Genomic DNA, 26,962 nt, shown 5'->3' with positions numbered 1-26,962 from the left:
CACCCGTTCCCCGATGCCGCACCCCATGGCGCGGGTGACGTGCGCTCTCGTACGGACCTCCAGGAAGGCACCACCGTGTCCTCAGCATCCCTTTCCCCGCTCCACCTCGCCGTCGCCCTCGACGGCACCGGCTGGCATCCCGCCTCCTGGCGCGAGCCCGTCGCCCGCCCCCGCGAGCTGTTCACCGCCCGCTACTGGGCCGACCAGGTCACCGAGGCCGAGCGCGGCCTCCTCGACCTCGTCACCTTCGAGGACGGCCTCGGCCTCCAGTCCTCCCACTTCCTCGACCCGGACGACCGCACCGACCAGGTCCGCGGCCGCCTCGACGCCGTCCTGACCGCGTCCCGCGTCGCCCCCCTCACCCGGCACATCGGGCTGGTGCCGACCGCGGTCACCATCCACACCGAGCCCTTCCACCTCTCCAAGGCCATCGCCACCCTGGACTACGTCAGCACCGGCCGTGCCGGCGTACGCGTCCAGATCACCGGCCGGCAGAGCGACGCCGCCCACTTCGGCCGCCGTACGATCCCGCCCATCGACGATCTGCGCGGCCCGGTGGTGGCCGACCTGTTCGACGAGGCCGCCGACCACGTCGAGGTCGTCCGCCGGCTCTGGGACAGTTGGGAGGACGACGCCGAGATCCGGGACGCGGCCACCGGGCGCTTCATCGACCGCGACAAGCTGCACTACATCGACTTCGAGGGCCGCCACTTCAGCGTCAAGGGCCCCTCCATCACCCCGCGCCCGCCGCAGGGCCAGCCCCTGGTCGCCGCCCTCGCCCACGACACCGTCCCCTACCGGCTGGTGGCCCGCGCCGCCGACCTCGGCTTCGTCACACCCCACGACACCGGACAGGCCCGCGCGATCGTCGCCGAGATCCGCGCCGAACAGGACGCGGCGGGCCGGACCGCCGAACCGCTGCACATCTTCGGCGACCTGGTGGTCTTCCTCGACGAGGACCCCGCCGAGGCCACCGCCCGCCGCGAGCGCCTCGACGCCCTGGCGGGCGAGGAGTTCACGAGCGACGCCCGGATCTTCACCGGAACCCCCGCCCAACTCGCCGATCTGCTCCAGGAGTTCCAGGAGGCCGGACTCACCGGGTTCCGGCTGCGCCCCGCCGTCGCCGGCGACGACCTGCCGGCGATCACCCGCGGCCTGGTCCCCGAACTCCAGCGCCGCGACGCCTTCCGCCGCGCCTACGAGGCCGACACCCTGCGCGGGCTCCTCGGTCTGACCCGCCCCGCCAACCGCTATGCCGCAGCCTGAGCCGGACGGAGAGCCGACGACCATGAGCAAGCCCCTGAAGCAGATCCACCTGGCCGCGCACTTCCCCGGCGTCAACAACACCACCGTGTGGAGCGACCCGCGGGCCGGCAGCCATATCGAGTTCAGCTCCTTCGCCCACTTCGCCCGCACCGCCGAACGCGCCAAGTTCGACTTCCTGTTCCTCGCCGAGGGCCTGCGCCTGCGCGAACAGGGCGGCAAGATCTACGACTTGGACGTGGTGGGCCGCCCCGACACCTTCACCGTCCTCGCCGCGCTCGCCGCCGTCACCGAACACCTCGGACTGACCGGCACCATCAACTCCACCTTCAACGAGCCCTACGAGGTGGCCCGCCAGTTCGCCAGCCTCGACCACCTCTCCGGCGGCCGCTCCGCGTGGAACGTCGTCACCTCCTGGGACGCCTTCACCGGCGAGAACTTCCGCCGCGGCGGCTTCCTCCCGCAGGAGGAGCGCTACTCCCGCGCCAAGGAGTTCCTCGCCACGGCGAACGAACTCTTCGACTCCTGGCAGGGCGACGAGATCCTCGCCGACCAGGCCACCGGCACCTTCCTGCGCGACGCCAAGGCCGGCGCGTTCGTCCACGAGGGCCGGCACTTCGACATCCACGGCCGGTTCAACGTGCCGCGCAGCCCCCAGGGCCGCCCGGTGATCTTCCAGGCCGGGGACTCCGACGAGGGCCGCGAGTTCGCCGCCTCCGCCGCCGACGCCATCTTCAGCCGGTACGCCGGACTCGACGACGGCCGCGCCTTCTACACCGACGTCAAGTCCCGCCTCGCCCGCTACGGCCGCCGCCCCGACCAGCTCCTGATCCTGCCCGCCGCCAGCTTCGTCCTCGGCGACACCGACGCGGAGGCCGAGGAGATCGCCCGCGACGTCCGCCGCCAGCAGGTCAGCGGCGCCACCGCGATCAAGCACCTGGAGTTCGTCTGGAACCGCGACCTCTCCGGCTACGACCCGGAGGGCCCGCTGCCCGACATCGACCCCGACCCCGGCGAGCACCACATCGCCCGCGGCCGCGCCCAGGTCCGGATGTACCGGGACCCGATCGCCACCGCCCGTGAGTGGCGCGAGCGCGCGGCGGCGAACAACTGGTCCATCCGCGACCTGGTCATCGAGACCGGCAACCGGCAGAACTTCGTCGGCTCCGCCGAGACCGTCGCCCGCACCATCAACGACTACGTCCAGGCCGACGCCAGCGACGGCTTCATCCTGGTCCCGCACCTCACCCCGGGCGGCCTCGACACCTTCGCCGACCAGGTCGTCCCGCTCCTCCAGGAACAGGGCGTCTTCCGCACCGAGTACGAGGGCACCACCCTGCGCGACCACCTCGGCCTCGCCCACCCGGACGACATCCGCCACGAGCGGGCCGCGTCGTGAAGTTCCTCGCCATCACCCTGATCGTGCACCGCCCGGACCCGGTCACCGGCGTCCTGAAGTCCACTCAGGACCGCTTCCGCGAGGTGCTCGACAACGCCCTGCTCGCCGAGGAACTCGGCTTCGACGGCTTCGGCGTGGGGGAGCGGCACGAACGGCCGTTCATCTCCTCCTCGCCGACCGTCGTCCTCAGCCATGTCGCCGCCCTGACCCGGCGGATCCGGCTGTTCACCGCCGTGACCACCCTCAGCCTCCTCGACCCGGTCCGCGCCTACGAGGACTACGCCACCCTCGACCATCTCTCCGGCGGCCGCCTCGACCTGATCATCGGCAAGGGCAACGGCTCCGCCCAGCGCGACCTGTTCCACGTCACCCCCGAGGACCAGTGGGAGCGCAACGCCGAGAGCTACGAGGTGTTCCGGCAGATCTGGCGCCACGACAAGGTCACCGCGGCCACCCGCTTCCGGCCCGAGCTGAAGGACGCCGAGGTGTGGCCCCGGCCCTACCAGCGGCCGGTCCGCGTCTGGCACGGCAGCGCCACCAGCAAGGAGTCCGTGGACCTGGCCGCCCGCTACGGCGACCCGCTGTTCTCCGCGAACGTCACCCACCCCGTCGAGCCCTACGCCGAACTGGTCCGCCATTACCGCGAACGCTGGGAGCACTACGGCCACGACCCGGCGGACATCGCGGTCGGCGCCGGATCGGCCGGGGTGTACGTGGCCCGCACCTCGCAGGAGGCGCGCGAGACGTACCGGCCGATCTTCGAGAGCAACCTCGACTTCCAGCGCCGTACCGGCCTGCCCGTCGTCTTCGAGACGCTGGAGGACTTCGTCGAGCGCAGCTCCGCCCTGATCGGCAGCCCGCAGCAGGTGATCGACAAAGTCCACCGCTACCACGAGCAGTTCGGGCACTCCGTGCTCCATCTGCAAGCGAACGCGAGCGGACTGACGGACACTCGGCACCGCGACTCGCTGGAGCGGTTCCAGGCGCAGGTGGCGCCGGTGCTGCGCAAGGAGATACCCGACCCGCCGTTCGCCTGGGGCCCGGTGCTCCCGGCGGCGCCCGCCGAGGAGGAGCCCGCCCGTGCCTGAGACACCCCTCGGCGTCCTCGACCTGGTCCCGGTCCCGGCCGGGGCGACGGCCTCCGATGCCCTGCGCAACTCCCTCGACCTCGCCCGCCGGGCCGAACAGGTCGGCTACAGCCGCTACTGGTTCGCCGAACACCACCTCAACCCCGGCGTCGCGGGCACCTCACCCGCCGTCCTCCTCGCCCTCACCGCCGCCGTGACCGACACCATCCGGCTCGGCTCCGGGGCCGTTCAGCTCGGTCACCGCACCGCGCTGAACACGGTCGAGGAGTTCGGGCTGATCGACGCCCTGCACCCCGGCCGGCTCGACCTCGGCGTGGGCCGCTCCGGCGGCGGACCCTCCGGCCGCCCGGCCGAACCGCCGCCCACCGCCACCCCGGTGGTCGACGGCCGGGCGCCCAACGGGCTGGTCGTCCCGCCCCGGTTCTCCTTCGAGAACCTCCTCGGCTCCCCTCGGATCGCCCTCCAGCTCAGACTGCTCAAACTGCCCGGCGCCGAGTCCCAGGACTACGCCGAGCAGATCGACGACCTGCTCGCCCTGCTCGCCGGCAGCTACCGCTCCCCGGAGGGCCTGGAGGCCCATGCCGTGCCCGGCGAGGGCGCCGACGTCCAGGTGTGGATCCTGGGCAGCAGCGGCGGCACCAGCGCCGAGGTCGCGGGCGCCCGCGGACTGCGCTTCGCGGCGAACTACCACGTCAGCCCGGCCACCGTCCTGGAGGCCGTGGACGGCTACCGGGCCCGCTTCAAGCCCTCGGCGACCCTCGACCGGCCGTACGTGAGCGTCTCCGCCGATGTCGTCGTCGCCGAGGACGAGGACGGTGCCCGGGAGCTGGCCGCCGGATACGGGCCGTGGGTGCGCAGCATCCGCACCGCCGAGGGCGCCATCGCCTTCCCCACCCCGGAGCAGGCCCGCGCCCTGCCCTGGACGGACGAGGACCAGGCCCTCGTCCAGGACCGGCTCGACACCCAGTTCACCGGCACCCCGGCCCAGGTCGCCGACCGGCTGGAACAGCTCCAGGAGGCCACCGGCGCCGACGAGTTGCTCATCACCACCATCACCCACGACCACGCCGACCGGGTCCGCTCCTACACCCTGCTCGCCGACGAGTGGCGCCGCCGCGGGCATCTGCCCGAGGCCCCCTGACACCGGCCGCGGGACGCCGGTGCGGCCGGGATCACGTCACCCTCCCCCGAGGGGACGTGATCCCGGCGCTTCCCCCGGCGCCGGACTGCGGTATCGAGGGCGGCCGTGGCCGGTGTCACCAGCACATGACCGCCGTACGGCCCGACCCCCACCCGGAGTAGAGCCGCACCCGGACGAAGTAGCGGCGGCCCTTGACCAGGCGGGCCCGGATCGTGGCGTTGTCCGGGGTGCCGCCGTCGTCGCGGCCCGCGAGGAAGCGGGGCACGCCGTCCCGCTCCTCGAACACCACCACCACGGCGTCCCCGTCGCCGAAGGTGCCGACGGTGTACTCGCGGGTCTCCGGCGGCTCCACCGCGAAGTCGGCCTGCCCGCCCGGCCCCAGCGACAGCGGCACCGACCGGAACGGCACCAGCTCCGGCGGCGGCGCGGCCGCCGACGGATACCAGCGCAGCACGAACTCCTTGTCCAGCGCCGACAGTTCACCGCTGGGATGGACACCCCCGCGGAACTGCTCGGGCTCCAGGATCAGTCCGGCGGAGAAGGGGTACTCCATCACCGAATGCGGGTCCCACACCGAGCCGTTGACCTCGGCAGGGTCCAGCTTGCGCAGGATGTTGACGTAGGTGCGGTCCCGGCTCCAGTGGTTCGGCGGGCCCGCCAGATCGGCGTACACCGCCTCGTCGTCCCAGTGGATCCCGGCGAACGGGCTCTGGTGCTCGTGCTGCATGCCGAGCGCGTGCCCGATCTCGTGCAGGGCCGTGGCCCGTTCACCGGGCGCGGTCAGATCCCAGCCGAAGTTCATGGTGCGCTCGGCGAGTCCGGCGAACAGCGCGTCACGGCCCACCGCCGACCAGGAGCCGTCGCCCTGCTGGAAGCCGATCCGCAGCTCCGCCTCCGAGCGGTCGGCGACCTCGGCGAACGACACGCCGATGCCGAGCCCGGACCAGGCGCCGAAGCAGTCACGCACCACGTCCCGCTGGGCCTCGTCGCCCACCCAGGACACCCACCGGGTGCCCGCGGAACCCGGCACCGCGATGACCGACCCGTCGCCCTCGCCGTCGAAGAAGTGGTAGTGCAGGACCGTGCCGTTGACCCACATCCGGCGCCCGCTCAGCAGCGCGCCGAGCCGTTCGGCGGCCAGCCCCGGGGCGAACACGGGGGCCGGCTGCCGCGGCAGGGAGCAGTAGCGGGCCGTCATGCCCCCACAGTGCCGCGCCCCGCCGCCCCGGCGCCTGAGTCGGGGGCTACTCAAGTCGCCCTGTATCAGGCGTGAGTACACCGACTCCACATGGTGTGACTCCCCACGCCGTGACACCTCGTGCCGTGACGTCCCCTGCCGTGACCCCGCTTCGGGCGGTCACCGTCGCACCGCGCGCCGAGACCCTGCGCCCGCCCTGGCCGTTCACCGGACGGGAGGAGGAACTCGACCTGGTGCGGCGGTCGTTGGCCGCGGGACGGCCCGGGATCGTGGTGACCGGACCGGCCGGCTGCGGCCGCACCCGGCTGGCCGCCGAGGCGGTGCGCGGCACCGACTGCGTCCGGGTGTCCCCGACCCCCGAGACCCGGACCACCCCGTTCGGCGCCTTCGCCCCCGTGCTGCCCGAGTCCGTCACCCTCCACCGCGCCGTGCGCCTGCTGTCCGGGGTGCGGCTGCTGTGCGTCGACGACGCGCATCTGCTGGACGACGCCTCCGCCGCCCTGCTCCACCACCTCGCCGTCCAGGGCCGCACCCGGCTGCTGGTCACCGTCACGGACGGCGCGCCCGCGCCCGCCGCGGTGACCCGTCTGCGCACCGGCGAGTCACTGCCCCGGCTCGCCCTCGCGCCGCTCCCCGACGACGCCACGGACCCTCTCCTGGAGGCCGCGGCGGGCGGCCCCCTGGACGCCCTCACCGCACACCGGCTGCGCGGGCTGTGCCGGGGCGACCTGCGGCTGCTGCGGGACCTGACGGCCGCCGTCCACGACGCGGGCCTGCTCACCCGCCTGCCCGAGACCGGCCTGTGGGCGTGGCGCGGCCCGGTGCCGCCGACCCCGGCGCTGCGCGAGCGTGCCGCCGCCGTCCTGACCCGCCCCTGCCCCGAGGAGCGCGAGGCCCTGGACCGCCTCGCCTTCGCCGAACCCCTGCCGCTGCCCGCCGGCACCCTGGACCTGCGGGCCCTGGAACGCCTGGAGGCGGACGCCCTGATCGAGGTGGCCGACGACGACACCGTGCGCCTCGCCCACCCCCTGCACGGCCCGATGCTGCGCGCCACCGCCGGACGGCTGCGCGCACGGCGGCTGTCCGGGCTGCGCGGGCCGCTCACCGACGCCCTCGACACGGAGGCCGCCGCCCTGCTCGACGGCATCGCCCGCGACGACGTCCGCACCGCCCGCACCCCGGTGGGGGAGTGGCTGGTCGCCGAGGGCGCGCCCGTCCCGGCCGGGTACGCCGCCGTCCGCGCCCGCTTCGCCCGGCTGCGCGGCGAACTCCGCGAGGCCGCGGCCTGGGCCCGCGAGGGCCTGTCCGAGACACCCCGGCACCCCGCCTGCCACCGCGAACTCGCCCTCACGGCAGCCCGGTCGGGCGAACCCGGCCCCGACGAAGGCGCCACCGACGACGGCGTCACCGACGACCCCGACGCCTACGACGCCGTACGCCTCGGTGCTCCCGAGCGGGCTCTCGAACTGCTGCCGCCGGACGGGGTGTTCGCCCGGCACGCGCGTGCGCTGGCCCGTGCCGACGGGGCCGCCCTGGACCGGGTGGCCGCCGAACTCGGCGAGCGCGGCTTCCTGTTGTACGCCGCCGAGGCGTACGCCCAGGCCGCCTCCGCGCACCGCGATCCCACCGCGGCCCGTACCGCCCGTACCCGCGCGGCCGCGCTCGCCCGCCGCTGCCAGGGCGCCCGCACCCCGGCCCTGTCCGGACCGGCGCTGGGCGAACTCACCGCCCGCCAGCGCCAGATCGTCACCCTCGCCGCGTCCGGCCTCACCAACCGGCAGATCGCCGAACGCCTCACCCTCTCCGTCCGCACCGTCGGCAACCACCTCTACGGCGCCTACGCCCGCCTCGGCACCGCCGACCGCACGACCCTGCCGTGGCTGGTGGAACAGCCCGCCTAGGAGGCCCAGTCAGTGGTCAGGCCGCCCCGAACGCGGTGAACGCCCAGCCCGTCGCCCGGTGGACGGAGTCGCCGGGCAGGGCGGCGCGCGCGTCGCGCAGGGCCTCGGCCAGGGAGAGGCCGCCGCTCAGGCCGCGGTGCAGCGCCAGCATCAGGGGGACCACGGCGGCGTCGTTGACGGGCGCGCTGCTCGCGACCACGCCCGCCGTGCCCAGCGGCAGCAACGCGGTGACCAGGCCGAGGAGTTCGTCGGCGCCGGCCGGGGCGAGCCGGGCGGTGTCGCAGCTCGACAGGATGATCCGGTACGGGCTGCGGGCGAGGCGCTCGAAGTCGTGCACGATCAGCGGGCCGTCCGCCATCCGCAGGGACGAGAACATCGGGCTGTCGGCGCGGAAGGTGCCGTGCGCCGCGATGTGCGCGAGGGTCGCCCCGTCCAGTTCCTCCAGCACCCGCGGCACGCGCGCGTCGGCGTGCTCCAGCACCGTGGGCCGACCGTAGCGTCCGGCGACCTCCGGCACCTCGGCCCCGCCGGTGGCGAGGCCGGGCCCGCGCACCAGGACGTGCCGCCGGCCGGGCGGCGGTTCGGTCTCGCGGGCGCGCAGCCAGCCGCTCGCCGACGGCGACACGCTGACCACCCGCTCCCGCAGCGACGGCAGCAGCGCCCACGGCACCCGGTGCAGCCGGGCCGGCGGGACCACGACCACCGGTCCCGGCCCCAGATGCCCCGCCGCCGCGCCCAACAGCAGTTCCTCCAGGCGCCGTCCGGCCGCCTCCGCCAGCGGCAGCCGGCCCTCCGCGCCCGGATGGGCCAGCCGGCGCAGGGTGGCCTGGACGTACTCGGCCTCGTGCTCGGCCTCCGCGAGCAGTCCGCCCGCGAACCGCCGCACCCTGCCGCCCCCGCACAGCAGCACCTGCACCCGCCCGTCCAGGACGGCGAGTTCGACGAGCCGGGTGTCCCCGAGCCGCTCCAGGAGCCGCTTCGCCTGGAACCGGGCGCCGTCCCCGGGCGTGTCCCCGCGGCTGTGCAGGGTCCGGGACCGGATCTCCCGCTCCAGCCTGCGCTGTTCGCGCTCCAGGGCGGGCACCGGCCGCCCGTCCATGCGGGCGCTCTCCGCGCGGGCCGCGATCTCCCGGAAGGCCGTCAGCCCGCTCACCAGCTCCGGATCGGCGGGCGGCCGGGTCGGCGGCGTGGACAGCGCCGTCGCCCGCCACCGCTCGCTCCAGCCCAGCAACTGCCGGGGCCCGCCGCGCTCCAGGCTCACCTGCTGGGCCAGCGCCGCCAGTTCGGCGCCCTGCGCGGTCGCCCGCGCCCTCAACTCGGAGGCGCCCAGCGTCATCCGGTGGTCGTCGAGGACGTCCAGGCCGCGCCGGCACGCCTCCAGCACACCGCGCCCGGAACCGGTGGCCCGCGCCCACAGGGCCTGCGCCGCCCAGCCCGTCATCCGGGCCAGCGGCGGCCCGCTGCGCCGGCTGCGCGCCGCGATCTCCAGATAGCGTTCGGCGTCCGCCGTCCAGTCCAGGCCAAGGGCGATCCGGCCCGCCAGCAGCCACGCCTCCGGCGCGGCGGGCGCCCCGAACGCCGCCAGCCGCTCCGCCAGCCGGGCCGCGTCCGCCACCAGCCGGCCCGAACCCCGCCCGGTCGCCACCCGCGCCTCGATCAGCACCAGCCGGGCGTGCGTCTCCCACCAGCCGCGCCGCTGCCCCGCGAAGAGCCGTTCCGCCACCGCCGCCCGCGCGATCGCCGTCCCCGGATCGCCCGCCAGCCGCGCCGCCCTCGCCGCCATCAGCAGCAGCTCCGCCTTGAGCGTGGACTGTCCGCCGATCCGGTCGAGGACCGCGATCGCCGCGTCCGCCTCGGCCAGCGCCTCCGGCGCGAGCCCGGCCGCCATCAGCACCTCGCAGCGCCGGATGTTGAGCATGAACGTCGGTGTGCCGAGCTTGGCGTACCGCTCCCCGGCCTCGTCCAGCAGCCGCAGCGCGGCCGGGACGTCCCCGGAACGGAACGCGGCCAGCCCCCGGCTCTCCACCGCGTCCGCCTTGTCGTGCTCCTGGCCCGTGGTGTCCCACAGCGCCTCGGCCGCCGTGAAGTCCGCCTCCGCCCGCTCCACCGACCCGAGCGCGAGATGCACGGTGGCGCGCAGGGTGAGGGCGCGCGCCGTCCAGATGACGTCGTCCGCCCCCCGCAGCACGGGAATCGCCCGCCGTACGTCCTCCAGCGCCGCGCGGTGGTGCCCGAGCACCCACCAGGAGTAGGCCCGCCGGTACAGCACCCGCGCGCGGGTGTGCCCGCTGCCGCGCTCCACGCCCCGCTCGAACGCCGCCAGGCCCTGCCGGGTGCGGCCCGCGTGGATCAGCGCCACCCCCAGCGTGGCCAGCACGTCGGCCTCGCGCTCCGCCGAGTCCGCACGGGCCGCGAGGTCACGGGCGCGCCGCAGATGGTCCAGGGCGATCCGCAGGTCGCCCCAGTCCCGCTGCCAGATGCCGATCACCTGATGGGCGACCGAGGCGTGCAACGGCGTCGGGTCGGTGTCGAGGACTCCTTCCGCCCGCGACAACGCGTCGTTGGGGGCGGCGAACACCATCGGCAGCAGTTCAAGAACCGATTCGTTGCCCGTTGTTCCCGCTGTCACTCCACGGATGGTAGTGCTCCGGCCGGTACGCCACACCCGTTCGGTGCCGTATCCGGGGATATCAATTGGACATCATGTCAACGTACTTGGCGGCGTGCGCACGGCGTGCACGCCCGGCGCCCGGAGGACGGCCGGGGCGCACGCGGACGAACGCGCCCTCGGTGCCCGCAACCGCACCCCCCGTCCCGGCCGTCGCAACTGCTGTATCAGGACCGGGCCTCGCGGCTCAGACTGACGACATCGGCACTGGGGAGGACACGCCATGGCACCACAGCGATTCCACGAGCAGTTCGACCAGATCCAACGCTCGCTGCCCGACGTCCCGTTGGCGATGGGGCCGGACGACTCGGCCGAGTTCATCTACGAGCGGGGCGTGGTCCTCGCCCGCGACGGCGAGGAGGCACAGGTCGTCGAGGACGCCGTGCGCGACCACTTCACCGCCACCGCCGGCCTGGTAGGCGAACACGTCCGGCGCGCCGGACCGCGGACCAACCGCTCCGGCATCACCCGCATCCAGGTCGGCGACCCCGCCGACCGCGGCCCGGGGATCCGCGGCGGCGGGGACGACGCCGTCGCCGGCGCCCTGCGCGCGCTGCGCACCGCCGAGGGCCGCACCGGCCACCGGCTCGTCAGCCGCAACCACGTGGTGTCCATCGCCGTCAACGCCTGCCCCGGCGACGAACCCGTGCCCGTGGCCCACACCGAGCAGCCCAACCCCTCCCCGGCGCCCGGCGCCTACGACCCCGCGAGCGCGGTCGGCGTCCTGGTCGTCGACACCGGCCTGATGCACGACTACCGCTCCTACCCGCCGCTCGCCCACACCGACGGCGACCTCCAGATCCGCGAGACGGACGACGACGGAGTCCTCCAGCAGTACGTCGGACACGGCACGTTCATCGCCGGACTCGTCGCGGCCGTCGCGCCCAACACCGCCATCACCGTGCGCGGCACCCTCAACGACGCCGGAGCCATCCTGGAGGACGCCTTCGGCGAGGCGCTGTTCGACGCCGTCGAGGAGAGCGGCTGGCCCGACATCCTCAGCCTCTCCGCCGGCAGCTCCAACGGCCGCGTCGACGGACTGCTCGGCGTCGAGGGCTTCATGCGCGCGCTCAGGGGACAGCGCACCCTGCTGGTCGCCGCCGCAGGCAACAACGCCAGCGCCACTCCCTTCTGGCCCGCCGCCTACGCCACCCAGCCCGACTACGCCGACGCCGTCCTGTCCGTCGGCGCGCTGCGCGGCGACGGCGAGTACGGCGCCTGCTTCAGCAACCACGGCGGCTGGGTCCGCGTCTACGCCCCCGGCGAGCGCCTCACCAGCGCCCTCACCGGCTTCGACAGCCCCGTCCCGTACGTCTACCAGCACTCCACCTACGACGCCTGCCGCTACGGCTTCGGCTACGCCTGCACCTGCCGCGCCCCGCGCCACAACGGCGTCCTCAGCGACGGCTCGGGCAAGCCGGACCAGGTGATGTTCGAGGGCTACGCCTCCTGGAGCGGCACGTCCTTCGCGACGCCCGTCGTGGCCGCACTGGTCGCCGCCCACATGACGGCCCACCAGGAGACCGACCCGCGCGCGGCGGCCCGGCAACTGCTGGAGAAGAACGCCGAGTTCGCCGAGGTGCGCGGCGCGCACGTACCGGCCCTGCTGCCCGCCACCTGGCGCCCGGTCCCGGTCGGGCCGGCATGAGGAAGAGGCCATGAGGAAGCGGTCATGAGGACACCGTCATGAGGTCCGAGCGATGCCCCGCCACGGCGTACGATGACAGGCCGTACACGAGGGGTGGGGCCGTGGACCGTACTGATGTCGGCGCGCTCGTCCAGTCCGCCGTCGACGGTGACACGGCGGCCTGGAAGGCACTGGTCGAAGGGCTGAGCCCGCTGGTCTGGTCGGTGGTGCGCTCGCACCGTCTGTCGGACGCGGACGGGAGCGAGGTGTACCAGACCGTCTGGTTCCGCTTCGCCCAGCACCTGGGCCGGATCCGGGAACCGGACAAGGCGGGTTCCTGGCTCGCGATCACCGCGCGCAACGAATGCCTGAAGGTGATCAAGAGCGCCCGACGGCTCACACCGACCGACGATCCGCAGCTCCTCGACCGCGCCAGCGAGGACCGTACACCGGAGGAATCGGTACTGGACTCGGAGGAGGCGGCCGCGCAGAGCGAGCGGGTCCGCTTCCTCTGGCAGGAGTTCGAGGCGCTGGGCGACCGCTGCCGGCAGTTGCTGCGGGTGCTGATCGCCTCACCGCCGCCCAGCTATCAGGAGGTGTCGGCCGCCCTGGGCATCGCCGTGGGCAGCATCGGACCGATGCGCCAGCGCTGCCTGCGCCGCCTGCGGGCCCGACTCGACGCACGGGGAGCACTGTGAACGGCATCGACGACAACGACGGCCCCCGGCCGGGGGAAGACGCCTTCGACGACGAGGAGTTCGACCTCGGCGCCCTGGAGGAGGAACTGCGGCAGGCCGCCGCGATCCTCGACCCGGTCCCGGCCGAACTGCGGCGGACGGCGGTCGAGGCGTACGCGCTGCACGACCTGGACGCCCGGATCGCCGAGCTGACCTTCGACTCGCTGACCGACGCCATCCCGGTGCGCGGCGCCGAGGACGCGCCGCGGATGCTGACCTTCCACTCCGGCGACCTCACGGTGGACGTCGAGGTGACCGGGGACGGGCTGATGGGCCAGCTCCTGCCCCCGCAGACCGCCTCCATCGAGGTGCTGCACGGCCCGCGCGCCGGCGCCCCGCTCACCGCCGACGCGCTGGGCCGCTTCACCTGCGACAGACCGTCCGGCGGCCCGTTCGCGCTACGGCTGCGCACCGGCGGCGAGGTGGTCGTCACGGAGTGGCTGCGCGCGTAGGGAGGTCCGCGGGCCGGCCGGTCAGGACACGGCGTCCACCAGATCCGCCAACGCCCGTGCCGGCACGGTCAGTCCGGGGCGCGCGGGGCCGCCCGGCTCGGTCATGTAGGTGTCCCGGCGGATCTCCACCATCAGCGCGGACACCCGGGCGTCCGACCCGTAGTACTCCAGCGGGACGTACGTCCCGGCGAACGGGCTGTCGAGTCCGGTCTCACCGACCGGCGCGAACGCCTTCCGCGCGGCGGCGAGCAGCTCGGGCGGGGTGTGGAAGGGGTCCGTGCCCAGGCACACCGGCGGCCGCGGCCCGGTCCCGTGCAGCTCGTAGGGCAGCGGCGCGGACGGATAGGAGTGCACGTCGATCACGACGGCCCGCCCGACCGCGGCCAGCCGGTCGGCCACGGCCCGTGACACGGCCCGCGCGTACGGCCGGAAGTACCGTTCGACCAGCGGCTCGTGGTCGACGTAGTCCGCCCGCAGCACCTCGCGGTGCGTGGTCCGCGTGTAGACGGCGCCCATCCCGACGGCCCGCATCTCCTCCCGCTCGTCCGGGAACCGCTCCGGGTCGACGACCAGCCGCGACAGCCGGTTGACGAACCGCCACGGAGCCAAGGCGGCCAGCCCGGCCGCCGCCTCCGCGATCTCCGCGGTGTGCGCGTCAGTGATGTGGTCCAGCTCCCGCTCCAGCGCCCCGTCGTCCAGTACGATCCCGGCCCGCACGGCGTCCGGTATCGCCCGCGCCGAGTGCGGCACATGCAGAATCACCGGCGAACCGGCCCCACCGGGCAGCAGCTCGAAGGACGGTGCGTCGGCGGAGGACATCGGGCGGCTCCCGGGGCGTTGTCAGTGGCGTGGTGCATGATCGAAGGAGGTCGGCGGAGGTCGACGGAGCCATCACAACACGACGGGTCGGAAACGGGGAATCGGGCATGGCCGTGACGAACGAGCAGGTGACGGGGCACCCGTTCCTGAAGGCGCTCTACCGGGACGACTACTACCCGGACCGGGTGGTGGACCGGGGCCGGGACATCCTGCTGCGCCTGTGCGAGCGCGTCGAGACCGAGCGGCCGGCCGACGTCGACGCCCTGTACGTGCTGACGCATGCCGCCACCGAGGAGTTCAACACCCTCCAGGACGCCTTCTGGGAGGCCGGCAGCGACATCGAGACGGTCGCCCGGGAGGCGATAGCGGAGGAGTTCTGGTTCGTCGCCGGGGCGTACGGCTTCCCGGACGCCGACATCGAGGAGCTGATCGCGCCTCGGGACTGGTGAGGGCGGTTGTCGCCTCAGCCGAGGATCTCGTGGACCAGGGTGGCGACCTGGGCCGTCTCGATGAGGAAGCCGTCGTGGCCGTACGGGGATTCGATGAGCCGGGGGTGGTCCGCGGAGGGGATGAGGGCGGCCAGTTCGGTCTGCTGGGGTGGCGGGTAGAGGCGGTCGGAGTCGACGCCGGCCACCAGGGTCCGGGCCGTCACGCGGGCCAGCGCGGCGCGGGTGCCGCCTCGGCCGCGGCCGATGTCGTGGGCGTTCATCGCCTCGGTCAGCACCACATAGCTGCCCGCGTCGAACCGCCGTACCAGCTTGGCCGCGTGATGGTCGAGGTAGGACTCGACCTGGTAGCGGCCGCCCCGGAAGGGCTCCTCGGCGCCCTGGGCGGTCCGGCCGAAGCGCAGCGCCAGCTCCGGTTCGCTGCGGTAGGTGATGTGGGCGAGCCGGCGGGCGAGCCCCAGACCGGCGTGCGGGCCGTGCCCGGTGTCGTGGTAGTCGCCGCCCTGCCAGTGCGGGTCGGCGCGGACGGCGTGCAGTTGCACGTTCGCCCAGGCGATCTGCTCCGCGCTCGCCGCCGCCGTCGTGGCGAGCAGGAGCAGGGCGTCCACCCGGCCGGGGTGGGACACCGCCCACTCCAGCGCCCGCATGCCGCCCATCGAGCCGCCGACGACCAGCGCCCACCGCTCGATGCCGAGCGCGTCCGCGAGCCCCGCCTCGGCCGTCACCTGGTCGCGCTGGGTGAGGAACGGGAAGGCGCCGCCCCAGCGGCCGCCCGAGCCGGGCCGCGCCGAGGCCGGCCCGGTGCTGCCCTGGCAGCCGCCGAGCACGTTCGGCGCGACCACGAACCAGCGGTCGGTGTCCAGCGGCCGCCCCGGTCCGACCAGGCCGTCCCACCAGCCGGGCGTCGGATGCCCGGGCCCGGCCGGGCCCACCACATGGCTGTCCCCGGTGAGCGCGTGCAGCACCAGCACCGCGTTGGAGCCGTCCGCCGCGAGCCGCCCCCAGGTCTCGAACGCCAGCCGCACGCCCGGCAGTTCACCGCCCGCCTCCAGCGCCAGCGGCCGCTCGGCCGCGTACCACCGGCGCCCCCCGGGCGGGTCCCCCTCCCGCCATGCCCCGGTGGCCGGCGGGAGCGGGACCGTCACCGGCAGCGTCACCTCTATGCGCCCTTGGCCGCGCGGAACCCGGCCTCCAGGTCCGCCTTGAGGTCCGCGACGTTCTCGATGCCGACCGACAGACGCACCAGACCCGGTGTGGTGCCGGTCGCCGCCAACTGCTCCTCGTCGAGCTGGCTGTGGGTCGTGGACGCCGGGTGGATGATCAGGCTGCGCACGTCACCGATGTTCGCGAGGTGGCTGAACAGCTCGACCGCGTCCACGAACCGCTTGCCCGCCTCGACACCGTCCCGCAGCTCGAAGGAGACGATCGCGCCCGCACCGCGCGGCAGATACCGCTGCCCCGCCTCGTACCACGGGCTGGACTCAAGGCCCGGGTAGTGGACGGCGGCGACCTCGTCGCGCCGCTGGAGCCACCGGGCCAGCTCCAGCGCGTTGGCCGAGTGCCGCTCGATCCGCAGGCTCAGCGTCTCCACGCCCTGGAGCAGCAGGAACGCCGAGTGCGGGGAGAGCGCGGGGCCGAGGTCGCGCAGCAACTGCACCCGCAGCTTGACCGCGAACGCCCCGGGACCGAGCGCCGGCCAGTACTGGAGGCCGTGGTAGCTGGGGTCCGGCTCGGTGAAGTCGGGGAAGCGCTCGGCGTGCGCCCCGAAGTCGAAGGTGCCGCCGTCGACCACCACACCCGCGATGGCCGTGCCGTGGCCGCCGAGGAACTTGGTCGCCGAGTGCACGACGACGTCCGCGCCGTGCTCGATCGGCCGCAGCAGATACGGCGTCGGCACGGTGTTGTCCACGATCAGCGGCACCCCCGCCGCGTGGGCGACGTCCGCGACGGCACGCACGTCGAGGACGTTGCCGCGCGGGTTGCCCAGCGTCTCCGCGAACAGCGCCTTGGTGTTCGGCCGGATCGCGGCCCGCCACGCCTCCGGGTCGTCGGGGTCGTCCACGAACGACACCTCGATGCCGAACCGCGGCAGGGTGTGCTTGAGCAGGTTGTGCGTGCCGCCGTACAGGGAGGTGCTCGACACGATGTGGTCGCCCGCGCCCGCCACCGTCAGGATCGCGAGGGTCTCGGCGGCCTGTCCCGACGCCAGCGCCACGGCCGCGACCCCGCCCTCCAGGGCGGCGACGCGCTGCTCGAAGACGTCCTGGGTGGGGTTGTGGATCCGGGTGTAGATGTTGCCGGGCTCGGCGAGCGAGAACAGGTCGGCGGCGTGCTGGGTGTCGCGGAACACGAACGACGTCGTCTGGTAGATCGGCGTCGCGCGGGCGCCGGTCGTGGGATCGGGTGCGGCGCCGGCGTGGATCTGCCGGGTCTCGAACGACCATGCCGAGGTGTCGGGCTGGGTGCTCATGGTGCTCCTCGTGCGGGGAGAGCGCGAACGTGCGACGAGGTAAGCACAACGGGACAGGCCCCGACAGGCCCGCATGAACCATGACATGAGGACGTCACAAACGACATGCGTCGGCAACGGGAGGCAACGGGGGGACACAGGTGAACCGCCCCGGCCGGAGAGTCCCGGCCGGGGCGGTTCGTCGCGCGAGGAGGGCGCGAAGTGGGCGCGAGGCGTGTCAGCTCAGGGAAGCCAGCGCCGTGTTCCAGGTGGCGGAGGGACGCATGACCGCCGCCGCCTTCGCCGGGTCGGGCTGGTAGTAGCCGCCGATGTCGGCCGGCTCGCCCTGGACGGCGTTCAGCTCGTCCACGATGGTCTGCTCGGCCGCCGTGAGCGTCTCGGCGAGCGGCGCGAACGCCTTGGCCAGCTCGGCGTCGTCGGTCTGCCGCGCCAGCTCCTGCGCCCAGAACAGGGACAGGTAGAAGTGGCTGCCGCGGTTGTCGATGCCGCCGAGGCGACGGGTCGGGGACTTGTCCTCGTTGAGGAAGGTCGCCGTGGCGCGGTCCAGGGTGTCGGCCAGCACCTTGGCGCGGGCGTTCCCGGTCGCCGTGGCGTACTGCTCCAGGGAGGGCACGAGCGCGAAGAACTCGCCGAGGGAGTCCCAGCGCAGGTAGTTCTCCTTGACGAGCTGCTGGACGTGCTTGGGCGCGGAGCCGCCGGCGCCCGTCTCGAACAGGCCGCCGCCCGCCATCAGCGGGACGACCGACAGCATCTTGGCGCTGGTGCCCAGCTCCAGGATCGGGAAGAGGTCGGTCAGGTAGTCGCGCAGCACGTTGCCGGTCACCGAGATGGTGTCCTCGCCGCGGCGGATGCGCTCCACCGACAGCTTGGTGGCCTCGACCGGGGCGAGGATGCGGATGTCCAGGCCCTCGGTGTCGTGCTCGGCCAGGTAGTCCGTGACCTTGGCGATCAGGTTGGCGTCGTGGGCGCGGGTCTCGTCCAGCCAGAACACGGCCGGGTTGCCGGTGGCGCGGGCGCGGGTGACGGCGAGCTTCACCCAGTCCTTGATCGGCGCGTCCTTGGTCTGGCAGGCGCGGAAGATGTCACCGGCGGCGACCGGCTGCTCCAGGACGACGTCCCCGGCCCGGTCGACCAGGCGGACCGTGCCGGCCGTGGCGATCTCGAAGGTCTTGTCGTGGGAGCCGTACTCCTCGGCCTTCTGCGCCATCAGGCCGACGTTGGGGACCGAGCCCATGGTCGACGGGTCGTAGGCGCCGTGGGCGCGGCAGTCGTCGATGACGGCCTGGTAGACGCCGGAGTAGGAGGAGTCCGGCAGGACGGCGAGGGTGTCGGCCTCCTGGCCGTCCGGGCCCCACATGTGGCCGGAGGTGCGGATCATGGCCGGCATCGAGGCGTCGACGATGACGTCGGACGGCACGTGCAGGTTGGTGATGCCCTTGTCGGAGTCGACCATGGCCAGGGCCGGGCCCTCGGCCAGCTCGGCGTCGAAGGACGCCTTGATCGCGTCGCCCTCGGGCAGCGCGTCGAGGCCCTTGAGGATGCCGCCCAGACCGTCGTTCGGGGAGAGACCGGCGGCGGCGAGCGTGGCGCCGTACCGCTCGAAGGTCTTCGGGAAGAAGGCGCGGACGACATGGCCGAAGACGATCGGGTCGGAGACCTTCATCATCGTGGCCTTGAGGTGCACGGAGAACAGCACGCCCTCGGCCTTGGCGCGGGCGATCTGCGCGGTCAGGAACTCACGCAGCGCGGCGACGTGCAGCACGGAGGCGTCGACGACCTCACCGGCGAGGACCGGTACGGACTCGCGCAGCACGGTGGTGGTGCCGTCCTCGGCGACCAGCTCGATGCGCAGGGAGCCGGCCTCGGAGATCACGGCGGACTTCTCGGTGGAGCGGAAGTCGTTCTCGCCCATGGTCGCCACGTTGGTCTTGGAGTCCGGGGACCAGGCGCCCATGCGGTGCGGGTGGGTCTTGGCGTAGTTCTTGACCGAGGCGGGGGCGCGGCGGTCGGAGTTGCCCTCGCGCAGGACCGGGTTCACGGCGGAGCCCTTGACCTTGTCGTAGCGGGCCTGGATCTCCCGCTCCTCGTCGGTCTTCGGGTCGTCCGGGTAGTCCGGCAGCGCGTAGCCCTGGGCCTGGAGCTCGGCGACCGCGGCCTTGAGCTGCGGGACCGACGCCGAGACGTTCGGCAGCTTGATGATGTTGGCCTCGGGCGTCTTGGCCAGTTCGCCCAGCTCGGCCAGGGCGTCCGGGATGCGCTGGTCCTCGGTCAGGTACTCCGGGAACACCGCGATGATGCGCCCGGCGAGCGAGATGTCCCGCGTCTCCACGGCGACACCCGCCTGCGAGGCGTACGCCTGGACGACCGGCAGGAAGGAATACGTCGCCAGGGCCGGGGCCTCGTCAGTGTGGGTATAGATGATGGTCGAGTCAGTCACCGGGTGCTCCGCTCCACGTCCACGTCTGCAACATTGCTCGACATCAAGATATCTCGTGACCGGGCCGGGCTCGACAGCGGTCCGCGGCCCATGGGCGGGGCGCATACGGAACCCCTGTGATCCGGCCATGCGCGGGAACCGGCCATACACCCGTCCGGAGCAACCGAGCCCGCCGCTTCGTCCGTCAAGGAGGTAGATCGTCGACTCATCCGACGGCCGGACCGACCACCCGGCCGCCCGATCGAAAGCGGACCATGAGATATCGCACCAGAGTGACGGCACCCGCGGCCGCCCTGCTCGGCACCGCCGCCGCCCTGACCGGCCAGAACGCCGCCCACGCCACGACCACGGCGCCCGGCGCGGACGGCACGGCCGGCGCGGCCGCCCGGACCGGTGGGGGCGGTCCGGCACCCGCGCCCGAGACCCTCGGGGACCCGGTCTACCCGGACCTCGGCAACGACGGCTACCGGGTCCGCGCCTACCACCTGGACCTCGCCTACGACGCCGGTACGGCGCTGGTGGACGCCACGGCCACGCTGCGGATCCGGACCACCCGCCGCCTCACCCGGTTCTCCCTGGACGCCCTGGGGCTCGACGTGCGCTCCGTGAGCGTCGACGACCGCCCCGCCGAGTTCGAACAGGTGGCCGAAAAGCTGCGGATCACCCCGGCCTGGGCGCTGCCCGACGGCGCCAAGGCCCGCGTGCGCGTGACCTACGGAGCGGACCCGCGCCGCACCCTCCCGCACACCGCCTGGGTGCCCACCCCGGACGGCTTCGCGATCTGCCCGCAGCCCGACTCCGCGCACACCGTCTTCCCCTGCAACGACCACCCCTCGGACAAGGCGGACTTCAGCTTCCGCATCACCGTCCCGGCCGCCCTGACGGCCGTCGCCAGCGGCTCCCTGGTGCGCACCGAGGCCCTGTCCGGCGACCGGACCGCGTACACCTACCGCTCCCGCTCGCCGATCGCCACCGAGGTCGTCCAGATCACCGTCGGCGACTACGTGGTCAAGGAGCGGCAGGGCCCGCACGGGCTGCCCCTGCGCGATGTCGTCCCCGTCGCCCGCGCCGCCGCCCTGGAACCCGCCCTCGCGCTCACCCCGGCCCTGGTGGACTGGGTCGAACAGCGCCTCGGCGCCTACCCCTTCGAGACGTACGGGCTGCTGCCCTGCAACAACGACGCCCCGGACGCCTTCGACTTCACCGGCCTGGAGACCCAGACCCTCACCCTGTACAAGCCGAACTACCTCCTCCAGGAGGAGCCCAAGATCGGCTCGCACATGATGCACGAGCTGGTCCACTCCTACTTCGGCAACAGCGTCAGCCCCGCCACCTGGGCCGACCTCTGGCTCAACGAGGGCCACGCCGACTTCTACGGTCTGCTCTACCGCTACGAACGCGGCTGGCCGGACTCCCTGGGCCTGACCACCCTGGAGGCCCGGATGCGGGCGACGTACGCGCTCGGCGACCAGTGGCGCAGGACCTCGGGCCCGGTCGCCGCGCCCACGGCGGCCACCCTCTTCGACTCCCAGCGCTACCTGGGCGGCGTCCTCGTCCTGTACGCGCTGCGGCAGTTGATCGGCGAGGACGCCTTCGGCGCCGTCGAGCGGGCCTTCCTCGCCCGGTACCGCAACGCCTCGGCGTCCACCGACGACTACATCGCCGTCGCCTCCCGGGTCTCGGGCCAGGACGTCTCCGGCTTCCTGCGGGACTGGCTGTACGGCACGACGACCCCGCGGATGCCGGGCCACCCCGACTGGACGGTCACCCCGGTGCCGCCGTCCCTCGTCGCCCCGCACCGGCGCCCGACGGGCGCGCGCCGGCACGAGAACTCCGCGACTCTCTGAGGCAGTTGACGAACGATCAGGTGTCGAGGCGGGCGGCGGCGAACAGGTCGCCCGCCTCGTCCGCGGTGCGCTGCTGCGGGATGACCACCGCGGCGCCCGGCTGGAGCGAGACGTTCCGGGCGGGCGCCGGGATCCGGATGCCCTCCTCCCGGAAGCGGCGGTGCAGCCGCTTGATGAACTCGTGCTTGATCCGGTACTGGTCGCTGAACTCGCCCACGCCCAGGATCACCGTGAACCCGATCCGGCTGTCGCCGAACGTGTGGAAACGCACCGCCGGTTCATGCTCCGGGACCGCTCCGGTGATCTCCGTCATCACCTCGGCGACGACCTCCGTCGTCACCTGCTCCACATGCTCCAGATCGCTGTCGTAGGCCACCCCGACCTGCACCAGGATCGTCAACTGCTGCTCGGGGCGCATGAAGTTGGTCATGTTCGTCTTGGCGAGCTGCCCGTTGGGGATGACGACGAGGTTGTTGGACAGCGCCCGCACCGTCGTCTGACGCCAGTTGATGTCCTCGACATAGCCCTCCTCGCCGCTGCTCAGCCGGATGTAGTCACCGGGCTGCACGGTCTTCGAGGCGAGGATGTGGATGCCCGCGAAGAGGTTGGCCAGCGTGTCCTGGAGGGCCAGCGCCACGGCCAGACCGCCGACGCCCAGGGCGGTGAGCATCGGCGCTATGGAGATGCCGAGGCTCTGGAGCGCCACCAGGAAGCCGATCGCGAGGACCAGCACCCGGGTGATGTTCACGAAGATCGTGGCCGACCCGGCGACCCCGGACCGTGAGGAGGTCACGGACTGCACGAGCCCCGCGACCACCCGGGCCGCCGACACCGTCACCGCGAAGATCAGCAGCACCGTCAGGCACTGGTTGACGGTGTGCTGGACCGCCCGGGTCAGCGGCAGCACCGCCGCGGCCGCCGCCGCGCCGCCCGCGATCGCGGACCACGGCACGACCGTGCGCAGCGCGTCCACCACCACGTCGTCGCCGTTCCACTTGGTGCGCTTGGCGTGCTTGGCCAGCCAGCGCAGCACCCCGCGCGACAGGAAGGCCACCAGGAGGCCCGCGGCCAGCGCGATACCGGCCAGGACACCGTCGTCCAGAGTGAGCGCGCGGTTCACCGGCCGCCTCCGGAGGACCGCCGTGCCGCGAACCGGGCCGCCGGGGGCCGGATGTGAAGACTCGTCACCTTGTCACCTGCTCGTTTCCGGGATGTGCGGTCGCGCCTCCGCCGAACACGGGCGCGACCGTTCATCCTGCCGTATCCGGCAGGGCTGTTCGTACCCCGCGGCCCCGACGGGCGGACGTCTTCGGCCAGTTCACAGCCGTACCGGGGTCGGCGCGCGCGTCGCTCAGATCACCTTCAGCCGCACCAGCGCCCCCAGCGTCAACGCCCCCGGCAGCAACGGCAGCCAGACGGTGACCGCCCGGAAGGCGAGCACCACCGCCGTCGCCGGTGCCGCGGGGGCGCCCGCCGCGACCAGCGCCAGCACCAGCGCCGCCTCCACCGAGCCGATCCCGCCCGGGGTGGGCACCAGCGCCACCGCGACCGTCGCCGCCAGATACGCCACCGCCATGTGCGCCACCGGCACCGGAAGCCCCAGCGCCAGACCCACCGTGACCAGCGCCGACGCCTGGAGCACCGGGAACGCCAGCGCACCGCCCCACAGCGCCAGCGCCCTGGCGGGACGGCTGTGCACCGAGCGCGCCTCGCCGAGCGCCGTCCGCAGGAACGACCACACCGCCCGCCGCAGCCGCCGTACGAGGACCAGCGCGGTGGCCGCGAGGAGCACGGCCGCCGCCGCGGCGGCCAGGAGCGGGCCGAACGCCGACTCCGGCAGCAGCGCGCCGAACCGCAGCGCGTCCGGGAAGGACAGCAGCAGCACCGCCAGCAGGCCGACCCGGGCGACACCCTCGGCCAGCAGATACAGCGCGAGGGCCGCCGAGGAGCGGGCCAGCGGCACCCCGCACACGGTCATGAACCGCAGATTGACGGCGCTCGCGCCGAGCCCGGTCGGCAGCAGATGGTTGGCGGCGCCCGCCGCGAACTGGGTGGCCAGCAGCCGCAGCCGGGGCAGCCGCTCCACCACGGCGCCCTGCCGGGTGACGGCCGCCGCCACCCACGTCAGACAGGTGACCGCGGCCGCCGCCAGCAGCCAGGGCCACTCGGCGGTGCGCAGCCGGCCGAGGCCCTCGGCCAGCACCGCGTGGTGCCGCACCGCGACCACGGACACCAGCAGCACCGGCACGAGACACAGGACCCGGCGGACGGGGAACCGCCGGGGAGCACGGGGGAGCGGGACGGTCGTCACACTCGCAGAGGGTCGCCGCACCGGACCAACCAGGGGTTGCGGCAGCGGGGACGGGACGTTTCGTACGGTCATCGGATCCTTCGCACGGGGAGACACCGGGCCGGCACCGGGCTTGACCTCAACATTGGTCGAGGTTCTACGTTCGCTGCCATGAGCATGGACGCCACGGCGTGGACGCAGTTGTACAGCGTCATGAACGCCCAGCAGGAACGCCGCCCCTTCGACCCCGCCACCCTGCGCCGCATCGGCGCGTTCGCCCGGCCGCACCGCCGCCGGATCACGCACTTCGTCCTGCTCGGGGTGGTGTCCGCGCTGCTCGCCGTCGCCACCCCCGTCCTCGCCGGACGGGTCGTCGACGCGATCGTGTCGCACGGCGACGCGGACACGGTCGTACGCCTCGCCCTGCTGATCGCGGGGATCGCGGTACTGGAGGCGGCGCTCGGCATCCTGGGCAGGAGGCTGTCGGCGACGCTCGGGGAGGGGCTCATCCTCGATCTGCGCACGGCCGTGTTCGATCATGTGCAGAAAATGCCGGTCGCGTTCTTCACACGTACCCGTACGGGAGCGCTCGTCTCCCGACTCAACAACGACGTGATCGGCGCTCAGCGCGCGTTCAGCAACACCCTCTCCGGAGTCGTCGCCAACCTGGTCACCCTGGTCCTCACCCTCGCCGTCATGCTCACCCTGTCCTGGCAGGTCACCCTGCTCGCGCTCGTCCTGCTGCCGGTGTTCGTGATCCCGGCCCGCCGGATGGGCCGCAGGATGGCCGGGATGCAGCGCGAGGCGGCCACCCTCGACGCCGCGATGGGCACCCGGATGACCGAACGGTTCTCCGCGCCCGGCGCCACCCTCGTCAAGCTCTTCGGCCGCCCCGAGGACGAGTCCGCCCAGTTCGCCGAACGCGCCTCCCGTGTCCGTGACATCGGCGTACGCACCGCGACCGCCCAGTCGGTGTTCATCACCTCCCTCACCCTCGTCTCCGCCCTGGCCCTCGCCCTCGTCTACGGCCTCGGCGGCCGGCTCGCCCTGGACGGCACCCTCGACCCCGGCGCCGTCGTCGCCCTCGCCCTGCTCCTCACCCGCCTGTACGCGCCCCTCACCTCGCTCGCCGGAGCCCGCGTCGAGGTGATGAGCGCCCTCGTCAGCTTCGAGCGGGTCTTCGAGGTGCTCGACCTGACACCGCTCATCGAGGAGAAGCCCGACGCCCGCGAGGTCCCCGAAGGACCCGTCTCCGTCGAGTTCGAGGACGTCCGCTTCGGCTACCCGTCCGCCGACAAGGTCTCCCTCGCCTCACTGGAGGAGGTCGCCGGCCTCGACACCCGCGGCGGCGCCGAGGTGCTGCACGGCATCTCCTTCCGCGCCGAACCCGGCCGGACCGTCGCCCTCGTCGGCTCCTCCGGCGCCGGCAAGTCCACCGTCGCCCAGCTCCTGCCGCGCCTGTACGACGTCGACGCCGGCGCCGTCCGGATCGGCGGCGTCGACGTCCGCGACCTGACCGCCGCCTCGCTGCGGGCCACCCTCGGCATGGTCACCCAGGACGGCCACCTCTTCCACGACACCGTCCGCGCCAACCTGCTGCTCGCCCGGCCGGCCGCCGACGAGGACGACCTGTGGGACGCGCTGCGCCGCGCCCGCCTGGACGACCTGGTCCGCGCCCTGCCCGACGGCCTCGACACCGTCGTCGGCGAACGCGGCTACCGGCTCTCCGGCGGCGAACGCCAGCGCATGACCATCGCCCGGCTGCTGCTGGCCCGCCAGCGCGTGGTCATCCTGGACGAGGCGACCGCCCACCTCGACAACACCTCCGAGGCGGCCGTGCAGGAGGCGCTCACCGAGGCCCTCAGCGGCCGTACCGCCGTCGTCATCGCCCACCGGCTGTCCACCGTGCGCGCCGCCGACCTCATCCTCGTCGTGGAGAACGGCCGCATCGTCGAACGCGGCACCCACGACAGCCTGCTGGCCGCCGACGGCCGTTACGCCGAGCTGTACCGCACCCAGTTCGAGGAGCCGGCGGCGCCCGCCCTGCCCTGAGGTCAGGTGATCTCCTTCGTCACGTCCCACACGCGGGGCCCGTCGTCGTAGCCCGCGGTGACGATCAGAGGAGGGCCCTCGGCCGGACGGACCTGGCAGGCGCCGCGCACCCAGCCGTGACCGCTGATCAGACCGGCCAGGTCCAGGCCCAGGGAGGCGGCGCGTTCGCCGGTGGCGGGGTCCCAGACGGCGGTGCCGGGGCCGTCGCCGCCCGCCACCAGCAGGGTCCGCCCGCCGACGTCCGCCCGGCACAGGGCGAACACCGGGCCGGTGCCCGACGTGAACGCCCGTACCTCGCGCCGCCCTTGAAGGTCCCACAGCCGGATCAGCCCGTCCCGGCCCGCGGAGGCCAGCAGGGCGCCCTCGCCGCCGGACACCTCGCCGCCGGACACCTTGCCGTCCGGGACCTTGTCGTCGGGTACCTCGCACAGCGTCCACACGAACCCGCGGTGCCCCGTCAGCTCCACCTCCGGCTCACCGGACTCCGCGTCCCACACCGTCACCGAGCCGGTGCCGTGCCCGGCGGCCAGCAGGGTGCGCCCGCCCGTCCGCACCGAGGTCAGCGCGAAGATCCAGCCACGGCCGCGCCCCGTGTCGACCGCGCGCACCAGCCGGCCGTCGACCGGGTCCCACAGCCTGAGCACCCGGTCCCGGCCCGCCGACGCCAGCAGCTCGCGCCCCGCCACCTCGACCGTGCACAGGGCGTTCACCCAGCCGCGGTGCCCTCGCAGGTCCGCCACCCGGGCGCCCCCGCCGTCCAGGTCCAGCAGCCGGACCACACCGTCCCGCCCACCGGACGCCAGCAGCGGCCTGCCGTCCGCCCGCACCTCGCACAGCGCCCGCACCCAGGTGCGCGGCCCGGAGAGAACGGCCACGTCCTCGCGGGCCACCGGATCCGCCAGCCGGATCACCTTGCGATGCCCCGCGTACGCCACGAGCACGCGGCCGCCCACCGTGACCTCGCAGACCGCCTCGTACACCGGTCGGAACCGGAACCTGCCCACACCGTCCTCCTCGTCCCCCGCGTCCTGCCCCGCCGTGCCGGAGCGTGATCCTTCGCGACGCGGCGGGCCGTGACGACCGTGGTGTTACGTAGGCCGGTTACGTAATCGCCGCCCGGCGGCAGG

The 26,962-nt window shown here is 73.7% G+C and carries 20 protein-coding genes; 11 read left to right on the top strand and 9 right to left on the bottom strand.

The features are described 5' to 3' along the window. The first annotated feature begins 75 nt into the window (after positions 1-75). Genes G6W55_RS16765 through G6W55_RS16750 form a run of 4 tightly spaced genes read left to right on the top strand, consistent with a single transcriptional unit; the run spans position 76 to position 4,891 of the window. On the top strand, positions 76-1,266 hold the full coding sequence (locus tag G6W55_RS16765) for an LLM class flavin-dependent oxidoreductase (RefSeq protein WP_175521652.1): 1,191 nt from the start codon (positions 76-78) through the stop codon (positions 1,264-1,266). Positions 1,267-1,288: 22 nt separating this feature from the next. Beyond that, positions 1,289-2,662, top strand: a complete 1,374-nt coding sequence (locus G6W55_RS16760; RefSeq protein ID WP_078636117.1) for an NtaA/DmoA family FMN-dependent monooxygenase — start codon at positions 1,289-1,291, stop codon at positions 2,660-2,662. After that, positions 2,659-3,750, top strand: coding sequence for an LLM class flavin-dependent oxidoreductase (locus G6W55_RS16755; RefSeq protein ID WP_175521651.1), 1,092 nt, complete (start codon positions 2,659-2,661; stop codon positions 3,748-3,750). Before G6W55_RS16760 ends, G6W55_RS16755 begins: the two co-directional genes overlap by 4 nt. Next, positions 3,743-4,891 carry an LLM class flavin-dependent oxidoreductase gene (locus tag G6W55_RS16750; RefSeq protein ID WP_175521650.1) on the top strand — a complete coding sequence of 383 codons (1,149 nt, stop codon included), beginning with the start codon at positions 3,743-3,745 and terminating at the stop codon, positions 4,889-4,891. Before G6W55_RS16755 ends, G6W55_RS16750 begins: the two co-directional genes overlap by 8 nt. Before the next feature lie 115 nt (positions 4,892-5,006). Here G6W55_RS16750 and G6W55_RS16745 read toward each other — a convergent pair whose 3' ends face one another. Further along, positions 5,007-6,089, bottom strand: a complete 1,083-nt coding sequence (locus tag G6W55_RS16745) for a M12 family metallopeptidase (protein ID WP_175521649.1) — start codon at positions 6,087-6,089, stop codon at positions 5,007-5,009. A 140-nt stretch (positions 6,090-6,229) separates the two neighbouring features. Between G6W55_RS16745 and G6W55_RS16740 the strand changes: the two genes are divergently transcribed. Continuing rightward, positions 6,230-7,990 (top strand): helix-turn-helix transcriptional regulator, encoded by a 1,761-nt coding sequence (locus tag G6W55_RS16740; protein WP_175521648.1) that lies wholly within the window; start codon positions 6,230-6,232, stop codon positions 7,988-7,990. 16 nt (positions 7,991-8,006) lie between these two features. Here the strand turns inward: G6W55_RS16740 and G6W55_RS16735 are convergent, their stop codons facing one another. Next, the gene (locus G6W55_RS16735) at positions 8,007-10,571 is read right to left on the bottom strand and encodes a CHAT domain-containing protein (protein WP_175521716.1); all 2,565 of its coding nucleotides are present in this window, start codon (positions 10,569-10,571) and stop codon (positions 8,007-8,009) included. A gap of 310 nt (positions 10,572-10,881) precedes the next feature. Here G6W55_RS16735 and G6W55_RS16730 point away from each other — a divergent pair, with 310 nt between their 5' ends. The 3 genes from G6W55_RS16730 (at position 10,882) to G6W55_RS16720 (ending at position 13,474) form a co-directional block, all read left to right on the top strand. After that, on the top strand, positions 10,882-12,306 hold the full coding sequence (locus G6W55_RS16730; protein WP_175521647.1) for a S8/S53 family peptidase: 1,425 nt from the start codon (positions 10,882-10,884) through the stop codon (positions 12,304-12,306). Positions 12,307-12,407: 101 nt separating this feature from the next. Further along, positions 12,408-12,983, top strand: coding sequence for an RNA polymerase sigma factor (locus tag G6W55_RS16725; RefSeq protein ID WP_030790569.1), 576 nt, complete (start codon positions 12,408-12,410; stop codon positions 12,981-12,983). Positions 12,984-12,988: 5 nt separating this feature from the next. After that, positions 12,989-13,474 (top strand): hypothetical protein, encoded by a 486-nt coding sequence (locus G6W55_RS16720; protein WP_175521715.1) that lies wholly within the window; start codon positions 12,989-12,991, stop codon positions 13,472-13,474. 21 nt (positions 13,475-13,495) lie between these two features. Here G6W55_RS16720 and G6W55_RS16715 read toward each other — a convergent pair whose 3' ends face one another. Next, complete coding sequence (locus tag G6W55_RS16715) at positions 13,496-14,293, bottom strand: N-formylglutamate amidohydrolase (protein ID WP_175521645.1); 798 nt, start codon at positions 14,291-14,293, stop codon at positions 13,496-13,498. A 107-nt stretch (positions 14,294-14,400) separates the two neighbouring features. On the opposite strand from G6W55_RS16715, the gene G6W55_RS16710 reads away from it, so the two are divergent. Beyond that, complete coding sequence (locus G6W55_RS16710) at positions 14,401-14,742, top strand: DUF5713 family protein (RefSeq protein WP_175521644.1); 342 nt, start codon at positions 14,401-14,403, stop codon at positions 14,740-14,742. Positions 14,743-14,756: 14 nt separating this feature from the next. Here the strand turns inward: G6W55_RS16710 and G6W55_RS16705 are convergent, their stop codons facing one another. The 3 genes from G6W55_RS16705 to G6W55_RS16695 all read right to left on the bottom strand — a co-directional run bounded on the left by G6W55_RS16705 (position 14,757) and on the right by G6W55_RS16695 (position 19,646). Further along, positions 14,757-15,890 (bottom strand): homoserine O-acetyltransferase, encoded by a 1,134-nt coding sequence (locus G6W55_RS16705; RefSeq protein ID WP_217687020.1) that lies wholly within the window; start codon positions 15,888-15,890, stop codon positions 14,757-14,759. 8 nt (positions 15,891-15,898) lie between these two features. After that, on the bottom strand, positions 15,899-17,209 hold the full coding sequence (locus G6W55_RS16700) for a bifunctional o-acetylhomoserine/o-acetylserine sulfhydrylase (RefSeq protein ID WP_175521642.1): 1,311 nt from the start codon (positions 17,207-17,209) through the stop codon (positions 15,899-15,901). Positions 17,210-17,426: 217 nt separating this feature from the next. After that, positions 17,427-19,646 (bottom strand): NADP-dependent isocitrate dehydrogenase, encoded by a 2,220-nt coding sequence (locus G6W55_RS16695; protein ID WP_175521641.1) that lies wholly within the window; start codon positions 19,644-19,646, stop codon positions 17,427-17,429. Between the two features lie 254 nt (positions 19,647-19,900). On the opposite strand from G6W55_RS16695, the gene G6W55_RS16690 reads away from it, so the two are divergent. Continuing rightward, complete coding sequence (locus G6W55_RS16690; protein ID WP_175521640.1) at positions 19,901-21,493, top strand: M1 family metallopeptidase; 1,593 nt, start codon at positions 19,901-19,903, stop codon at positions 21,491-21,493. Positions 21,494-21,509: 16 nt separating this feature from the next. Here G6W55_RS16690 and G6W55_RS16685 read toward each other — a convergent pair whose 3' ends face one another. Both G6W55_RS16685 and G6W55_RS16680 read right to left on the bottom strand, forming a co-directional pair. Then, on the bottom strand, positions 21,510-22,613 hold the full coding sequence (locus G6W55_RS16685) for a mechanosensitive ion channel family protein (RefSeq protein WP_175521639.1): 1,104 nt from the start codon (positions 22,611-22,613) through the stop codon (positions 21,510-21,512). 231 nt (positions 22,614-22,844) lie between these two features. After that, positions 22,845-23,804, bottom strand: a complete 960-nt coding sequence (locus tag G6W55_RS16680) for a lysylphosphatidylglycerol synthase domain-containing protein (protein ID WP_309243737.1) — start codon at positions 23,802-23,804, stop codon at positions 22,845-22,847. A gap of 156 nt (positions 23,805-23,960) precedes the next feature. Here G6W55_RS16680 and G6W55_RS16675 point away from each other — a divergent pair, with 156 nt between their 5' ends. Further along, a complete protein-coding gene (locus G6W55_RS16675; RefSeq protein WP_175521714.1) occupies positions 23,961-25,835 on the top strand; it encodes an ABC transporter ATP-binding protein in 1,875 nt (624 codons plus the stop codon). A gap of 2 nt (positions 25,836-25,837) precedes the next feature. On the opposite strand, the gene G6W55_RS16670 is transcribed toward G6W55_RS16675, so the two are convergent. Next, the gene (locus tag G6W55_RS16670) at positions 25,838-26,839 is read right to left on the bottom strand and encodes a WD40 repeat domain-containing protein (RefSeq protein WP_175521637.1); all 1,002 of its coding nucleotides are present in this window, start codon (positions 26,837-26,839) and stop codon (positions 25,838-25,840) included. Positions 26,840-26,962: the final 123 nt, after the last annotated feature.

This window comes from Streptomyces sp. CAI-85 (assembly GCF_013363615.1).
Taxonomy (GTDB): domain Bacteria; phylum Actinomycetota; class Actinomycetes; order Streptomycetales; family Streptomycetaceae; genus Streptomyces; species Streptomyces antibioticus_B.
The sequence above is the reverse complement of the archived record's forward strand: the minus strand, read 5'-3'. Positions and strand labels throughout refer to the sequence as shown.